Below are 7483 nucleotides of genomic sequence, written 5' to 3'. Positions count from 1 at the left end.
AGGCGGCGGTGGACCAGATGGCGCGGAAGGCGGCGGCTTCGCCGGAGAGCCATCGTTCGATCTGGTCGGGCTTGGCGTCGGTGGGCATGCGGTGGGCCAGGCCGCGGCGGACGTCCACCAGGACCGGCTCGGCGTGCGGGAGCACCGCGTCCATGTGTCGGGCCATCAGGTGCAGGGTGGCGAGCACCGATTCCTCACTCGGTGGGGCCTCGTCGAAGTGCAGGCGGACCGCTTCGGCGCGGCCGTCGGCGTGGCGTACCCCGAAGTGGGGGTTGATCTTGACGGGCAGGTCGCCCAGCATGGCCAGGGCGTCGCGGGTCTGGGCGAGATCGACGGCGGCCGGCTCGCCGAGGGAGCGAAGCCAGGTCGTGGCGCCGGGGACGAGCGCCTGGTAGAGCGGGCGCCATCGTGGCTTGACGATGTCGGCCACCCCGGCCAGGTGGGTGCCGCCGGTGTGGAAGGCGATGTCGGCCTTGAGTGCCTTGACGAACTGGCCGTGCGGGTTGAAGCCGGACCGGCTGGCGCGCTGCTTGCGCAGCCCGCCCACGAAGGTCGCCTTGGTGGGGCCGGTGCGGTCGACGTAGCGGGTGAAACCGAGCAGTGTCGCGTAGGGGGTGAGGGGCGTGGAGGCGGGCGCGGTCACGGGCGTCCTCCCAGGTCAGGATCTTGATTAGTACATACATTCTAATCGACAGGTCTGACATTGCCCAGCAAAGTTGAGGGGATCGCCGCCTCCTGCCAACCAGACGATTTGCCCGTATCCGGTCCAGCCGAAGGTGGCCTGTACCCGGGGCGTTGGCAACGGCGTGGCAGCGATCGCTCCCGCCGCCCAGCCGATGGCAGCCGATCGGAGCGCCACGAGGCATCCGGACGGCGGGCGGACCCTCTTGTCAGCGTCGTTGGTCCGCCTGCCTGCGTGGTTCGTCAGAGCCGCCGACCGCATCCGCACTACGGTCCAGGCGGGGTGCCGTCGAAGGTGCCCGGCACCACCCCCGCCACTATGTCGTTGTGCTCGGCGACCAGGAACAGCTGCGGATCCCGCACCAGCTTGGCCGCAAGGTCCGCGCGGGGCAGCGCGTCACGGCCCGCACGTGAGCTGCGCCGCGTGCTGCGTCCCGGCGGGCCGGTGCTGATCCGCTCCGCCTTCGCTGGCCGCCACCACGCAATCACGCTGTTCCGCTTCTTTCCCGAGGCCATCCGCGTGTTGAACACCTACCCCAGCGTGCACGACGTCGAAGCGGCTTTCGCCGCCGCTGGCTTCACGACGATCTCACTCGAACAGGTCCCGCAGACCACGGCGCCGTCGCTTCGTGACGTCGCGGCCACCATGCGCCGGGAAGCACACACGCCCCTACAACTGATCACCAAGAACGAGTACGCCGCCGGTCTGGCTCGACTCCACCTCGCCGCCCAAACCGAATCCGGCCCAGTCATCGACGCACTCGACCTGCTCGTTCTTCGATAGAACACCGTCCTCAGCGGCCAATCCAAGATCCGCGCGCATGGTGGTTACCTCGGGGATCCTGACGTCCGGCGGGTTGTCTCTCGGGGGACGCTGGCTGATCGGAGGGACAGCCCGCCCGCTGCCGGACGCTCCCGTTACTCGAGTTCGCGATGCCGCGAACTTTGTCCTAGTTGTGACGTTATTGTGCGTTGTGGTCATCGGTGAGGCGTCCAGGGTCGTCATCCCTGGTAGGGGTACGGCGGTGCGCGCCGTCCAGTCCGCCGACCCCGCAGATGGCCGGGACCGCTACCTGGACCTGCTGCGGACGATCGCCCTGGTCCGCGTCGTGATCTTCCACGTCACCGGTTGGATCTGGTTGAGCCTGCTGGTGCCGGCGATGGGTCTGATGTTCGGCATCGCCGGTTCGTTGATGGCGGCGTCACTCGACCGGCACGGTCCGCCGGCCGTACTCCGGCGGCTGCGCCGGCTGCTGCTGCCGTACTGGGCGTTCGGCGCGATCGCACTGGTGGTGCTCTCCGTCGGGTGGCGTCCGCTGCCGAATGGCGTGGCCGGCTGGGCTGAACTGCTCTGGTGGGTGCTACCCCTGCGGGTGCCACCGGTGGGCGGACATTCCTGGGCCTGGGTGTTCCACATCGGGCTCTGGTACGTCGTCACCTATCTGTGGTTGGTGCTGCTCTCGCCGGTGCTGCTGTGGCTGTTTCGCCGCTGGCCGTGGCCCAGCATCGCCGTCGCCACCGCGCTGCCGGTCGGGATGCATCTCAGCAATGTGCACGCCGGCTACTTCGTCGCCGCCTACCTGTCCTGCTGGCTGCTGGGCTTCACCCACCATGATCGGCTGCTGCACCGCGTCCCGTGGCGCTGGTACGGCTGCCTCGTGGCCGGCCTCGCCGGGGTGGGCGGCACCTGGGTGGTGGCCGCCATGGTGACCGGCCGGGCCGTCGACCTCAACCACATCGCGGGTGGCACCACACTGTGGTCGATGGCGCTCGTCGCCGTGCTGCTGAGAGTGCGGCCCCGTCCGGTCGGCTGGCCGCTGGGTGCCGTGCTCCGGGTGGTCAACGCCCGGGCGGTCACCATCTACCTGTGGCACATCCCGGCCAGTCTCGGGATGTTCCTGCTGCTCGCGCCGGTGCTCCCGTACAACTCGGTGGCCTCGATCGCGCTGCGACTGACCGGGGTGTGCCTACTGGCCGCCGGGGCGGTGCTGCTGTTCGGCTGGATCGAGGACGTGGCCGCCCGGCGTACCCCGGCCCTGTTTGGCCCTCGGTCGGGCGCCGCCGGTCGGCACCGCGCCGATCGACACCTCAGAGCTGGCCGACGTCGGTGATCCGGACGACCGCCGCGCCGACCTCGTCCGAGGCCACCAGGTCGATCTCGGCGCTGATGCCCCAGTCGTGGTCGCTGTCCGGGTCGTCGAAGATCTGCCGCACGGTCCACCGCTCCCGGCCCTGCTCGATCATGAGCAGCGCCGGACCGCGGGCGTCCGGACCGACCCCGATCGAGTCGTACGACTCGAAGTACGGCGCCAGGGCGTCGGCCCACGCGTCGTAGTCCCAGCCGTCCTCGGCGTCCAACTCGGCGAGCAGGTCCCAGCGGCGTAGCGCGGCCAACTCGACGCGCCGGAACAGCGCGTTGCGCACCAGCACCCGGAACGCCCGCGCGTTGCGGGTCACCGCCGGTGGCCGATCGGTCAGGGCGGCGTGCGCCTGAGCGACCTCGGCAACGTCGGACGGGTTGCGCAGCCGTTCCCACTCGTCGATGAGGCTGGAGTCGACCTGGCGGACCAGCTCGCCCAACCACTCGATGAGGTCGATCAACTCCTCGGTCTTGGCGTCCTCGGGCACTGTCTGGCGCAGCGTCTTGTACGCGTCGGCCAGATAGCGCAGGACGAGACCTTCCGAGCGGGTCAGCCCGTAGAACTGCACGTACTCGGTGAAGGTCATTGCCCGCTCGTACATGTCGCGGACGACGGCCTTGGGGGAGAGCTGGTGGTCGGCCACCCAGGGGTGCCCCTGCCGGTACATCTCGTACGCGGCCTCCAGCAGCTCGGCCAGGGGCTTCGGGTGGGTCACCTCGTCGAGCAGTTCGAGGCGCGCCTCGTACTCGATGCCCTCGGCCTTCATCGCGGCGACCGCCTCGCCGCGTGCCTTGAACTGCTGCGCGGAGAGGATCTGCCGCGGGTCGTCGAGGATCGACTCGATGACGCTCAGCACGTCGAGCGCGTACGACGGGGACTCGGCGTCGAGCAGCTCGATGGTGGCCAGCGCGAGGGGGGAGAGCGGCTGGTTGAGAGCGAAGTCGAGCTGAAGGTCGACGGTGAGCCGGATCCGCCGCCCGGTCTCGTCCGGCTCGGGCAGCTCCTCGACGACACCGCCGGCCCGCAGCGCCCGGTAGATGGCGATGGCGCGGCGGATGTGCCGGCGCTGCGCGGCGGGCTCCTCGTGGTTGTCGGTGAGCAGGTGCCGCATCGCGGTGAACGCGTCCCCGGGCCGGCCGATGACGTTGAGCAGCATCGAGTGGCTGACCTGGAAGCTGGAGGTCAGCGGCTCCGGCTCGGCGTCGACGAGCCGGTCGAAGGTGGGCTGGCCCCAGCCGATCGAGCCCTCCGGCGGCTTCTTGCGGACCACCTTGCGTCGCTTCTTCGGGTCGTCGCCGGCCTTGGCGAGGGCCTTCTCGTTGTCGATGACGTGCTCGGGGGCCTGCACGACGACCCGGCCGATGGTGTCGTAGCCGGCCCGGCCGGCCCGCCCGGCGATCTGGTGGAACTCCCGGTTCTTCAACAGCCGGGTACGGACCCCGTCGTACTTGGACAGGCCGGTGAACAGCACGGTGCGGATCGGCACGTTGATGCCGACGCCGAGGGTGTCGGTGCCGCAGATGACCTTCAGCAGGCCGGCCTGGGCGAGGGTCTCCACCAGGCGGCGGTACTTGGGCAGCATGCCGGCGTGGTGCACGCCGATGCCGTGGCGGACCAGCCGGGACAGCGTCTTGCCGAAGCCGGCGGTGAACCGGAAACCACCGATCGCCTCCGCGATCATGTCCTTCTCGGCGCGGGTGCAGACGTTGACGCTGGTCAGCGCCTGGGCGCGTTCCAGCGCGGCCGCCTGGGTGAAGTGCACGACGTACACCGGGGCCTGCTTGGTCTCCAGCAGCTCCTCAAGCGTCTCGTGCAGCGGCGTCATCGCGTACGAGAAGATGAGCGGGACCGGCCGCTCCGCCGTGCGCACGACGGCGGTGGGTCGCCCGGTGCGCCGGGTCAGGTCGTCGACGAAGCGGGTGGTGTCTCCGAGCGTGGCGGACATCAGGATGAACTGGGCCTGCGGCAGCTCGATGATCGGCACCTGCCACGCCCAGCCCCGGTCGGGCTCGGCGTAGAAGTGGAACTCATCCATGATCACCTGGCCGACGTCGGCCTTGGTGCCCTCGCGCAGCGCCAGGTTCGCCAGGATCTCCGCGGTGCAGCAGATGATCGGGGCGTCCGCGTTGACACTGGCGTCGCCGGTGAGCATGCCGACGTTCTCGGCGCCGAAGACCTCGCAGAGCGCGAAGAACTTCTCCGACACCAACGCCTTGATCGGCGCGGTGTAGAAGGTCGTCCGGCTGTCGGCGAGGGCCGCGAAGTGCGCGGCGATCGCCACCAGGCTCTTACCCGAGCCGGTGGGCGTGTTCATGATCAGGTTGGCGCCGGAGACGATCTCGATGACCGCCTCTTCCTGATGGGGGTAGAGGTCGAGGCCGCGCTCCTTCGCCCAACCGGCGAACGCGTCGAAGAGGGTGTCGGGGTCGGCGCTTGTCGGCAGCGCGGCGGTGAGCGTCATAGCCTGTCCATGGTGCCTGGATCATGCCCCGGTACGCCAACCCGGTCCGCACCGGACCCCCGTCCGGGCATCCCGAACGTCCTGCCGCGTGCCGGTTCGGGCGTTTCGTCGGTCACCGTCGGCGGTACAACAGGTCGGCGACCGGTCGACCGGCAGTGATCGCCCGACGTTCGAACTTCGTCACCGGTCGGTGCGCCGGCCGTGGCGCGAAGCCGCCGTACGCGTCGACCAGCTCCGGGTCCGCGTCGAGGGTCACCCGCATCGCCTCGGCGTACTCGGCCCAGTCCGTCGCGCAGTGCAGCATCCCGCCGGGGCGCAGCCGGGACCGCAGCAGCGCCACGTGCGTCGGCTGGATGATCCGCCGCTTGTGGTGGCGGGACTTCGGCCACGGGTCCGGGAAGAAGACGTGCACGGCATCCAACACACCCTCGGGCAAGCCGTTGACCAGGGACAACGCGTCGCCCTCCGCCACCCGTACGTTGCGCAGGCCACCGCGCTCCACCAGGTGCAGCAGGTTGGCGATTCCCGGCGTGTGCACCTCGACCGCCAGATAATCTCGATCCGGGTCGGCGGCAGCCATCGCAGCGGTGGTGTCGCCCATGCCCGAGCCGATCTCCAGCACCACGGGCGCCCGGCGACCGAACAGGTCGGCCAGGTCGACGGGCAGCACAGGTCCGTCCGGCACATCCAGGCCGTACGCGGGCCAGAGCCGGCTCAGCGCGTCGGTCTGCCGGTCGCTCATCCGACCCCGGCGGGGGTGGAACGTGCGGATCGTCCGGCTCGCGGGCGGGACGGCGGGGTCATGGTCGGTGGCGGTCACAGCAAAACGAGCGTACGCGACGCCGCCAGCGGATCGGATGTGATGTGCGACCGGAAATGAGAGGATCCAACTGGTACGGCAGGCCGGGTGCTCCGCTGCCCGACACGGCCGCACGGCGTCGAGAGGGGGCATCGTGACAGTGACCCGCGGCGTTGTGACGCTGTCGCTGGTGACCGTGCTGGCCGGCCCCCTGCTCGCCGCCGCGCCCGCCCTCGCCGCGCCTGAGCGGGCGGCTGCCGTCGCGCCAGCGCCGCAGCCCGGAGGGCCGCCCGGCGGAGCTCCCCAACCAACTCCGGCGGTGGACATCTTCGTCGAGGTGAGCCCCAGCACGGTGCAGCCCGGATACCTGGTCGGCATCCGGGCCAGTTGTCGGGACAACTCGGTGGGCGCCACGGTGGTCTCCGATGCCTTCGGGGCGGTCGGGGTGCAGCCGCAGCGTGGGGTGCTCACCGCCGCGCCGATGGTCCGCGAGCGCACCCGCCCCGGCAACTACCGGGTCAAGCTGGAGTGCCGCGACGGCGAGACCGCCTCGACAATGCTCCAGGTGGTCAAGAAGGTCCCCGTCCAGCCGAGTCGGGGTCCGGCGACCGGGTTCGGTGGGAGCAGCGGCGGGATCACCGGCAAGCTGCTGCTGCCCGGCGGCGCGGCACTGATCATCACCGGGCTGGTCCTCGCCGTGATGGCGCTGCGTCGTCCCCGAGCCGCCGTGCGTCGCTGAGGCTGCCATGACGATCTTCCGCCCCACGCCGCCACCGGCCGGTTCACGCCCGCCGTCGCCTGGTCGTCCTGCCTCGCCGCCGGCCGCTGCCCGCCAGCCGTTCGCCGGCCGCCCCGCCTCGCCACCCGATGACGTCCGGCTGCCGTTGGACGACGGTTGGCCGGGCTCCGACCGCCCGCCAGGTCCCGGTCGCTCGTCGCGGCCCCAGCGCCCGCCAGACCCCGACCGCCCGTCGGTGGCCGCGCGTCCGCCGACCGCCGTCGCCCCCCGGCGTAGTCGGCCGTCGGGGCGCAGCCCCTGGTCCATACCGTTGGCTGTGGTGTTGGTGTTGGCCGGCGTCTTCGCCACCGGGGCGGGGCTGGGCCGTTCGGTCGGCCCGTTCGACCTGGCCCCGACCGGCGGTGACCAACCGGCCCGCCGTGAGTCGGTCGGGCTGTCGGCCAGTCGCCCGGTGCGCCTCTCGGTGCCGGCGATCAAGGTGACCGCGCCGGTGGCGCCCGTCGGGCAGGCACGGGACGGCTCGATCGCCGTACCGCCGTTGGAACGGCACAACGAGACCGGCTGGTACGACCGGGGGCCCACGCCCGGTGAGCCGGGCCCTGCGGTGATCGTCGGGCACGTGGACACGAAGAGCGGCCCGTCGGTCTTCTACGACCTGGGCA

Annotated in this window: 6 protein-coding genes and 1 pseudogene; 4 read left to right on the top strand and 3 right to left on the bottom strand. The window is 70.9% G+C overall.

Annotated features, from left to right (window positions below; genetic code table 11):
• Positions 1-643, bottom strand: a 643-nt coding sequence (locus tag ABZ749_RS25065) for a hypothetical protein (protein ID WP_355007174.1), incomplete at its 3' end; no start/stop codon positions are given.
• A gap of 444 nt (positions 644-1087) precedes the next feature.
• Here ABZ749_RS25065 and ABZ749_RS25060 point away from each other — a divergent pair.
• Positions 1088-1465 (top strand): annotated as a pseudogene (locus tag ABZ749_RS25060) (SAM-dependent methyltransferase); the annotation flags it as partial.
• 241 nt (positions 1466-1706) lie between these two features.
• Complete coding sequence (locus tag ABZ749_RS25055; protein ID WP_357231855.1) at positions 1707-2792, top strand: acyltransferase; 1086 nt, start codon at positions 1707-1709, stop codon at positions 2790-2792.
• On the opposite strand, the gene ABZ749_RS25050 is transcribed toward ABZ749_RS25055, so the two are convergent.
• Positions 2770-5283, bottom strand: coding sequence for a DUF3516 domain-containing protein (locus ABZ749_RS25050; RefSeq protein WP_357231852.1), 2514 nt, complete (start codon positions 5281-5283; stop codon positions 2770-2772). The genes ABZ749_RS25055 and ABZ749_RS25050 overlap by 23 nt on opposite strands.
• A gap of 112 nt (positions 5284-5395) precedes the next feature.
• On the bottom strand, positions 5396-6025 hold the full coding sequence (trmB, locus tag ABZ749_RS25045) for a tRNA (guanosine(46)-N7)-methyltransferase TrmB (RefSeq protein ID WP_355007323.1): 630 nt from the start codon (positions 6023-6025) through the stop codon (positions 5396-5398).
• 208 nt (positions 6026-6233) lie between these two features.
• On the opposite strand from trmB, the gene ABZ749_RS25040 reads away from it, so the two are divergent.
• Positions 6234-6821 carry a hypothetical protein gene (locus ABZ749_RS25040; protein WP_357231858.1) on the top strand — a complete coding sequence of 196 codons (588 nt, stop codon included), beginning with the start codon at positions 6234-6236 and terminating at the stop codon, positions 6819-6821.
• A gap of 235 nt (positions 6822-7056) precedes the next feature.
• Positions 7057-7483: sortase (locus tag ABZ749_RS25035; protein ID WP_357231849.1), on the top strand; the 427-nt coding region annotated here is incomplete at its 3' end.

This window comes from Micromonospora sp. NPDC047753 (assembly GCF_040642735.1).
Lineage (GTDB): Bacteria > Actinomycetota > Actinomycetes > Mycobacteriales > Micromonosporaceae > Micromonospora.
This window is presented reverse-complemented; position numbering and strand designations above follow the sequence as displayed.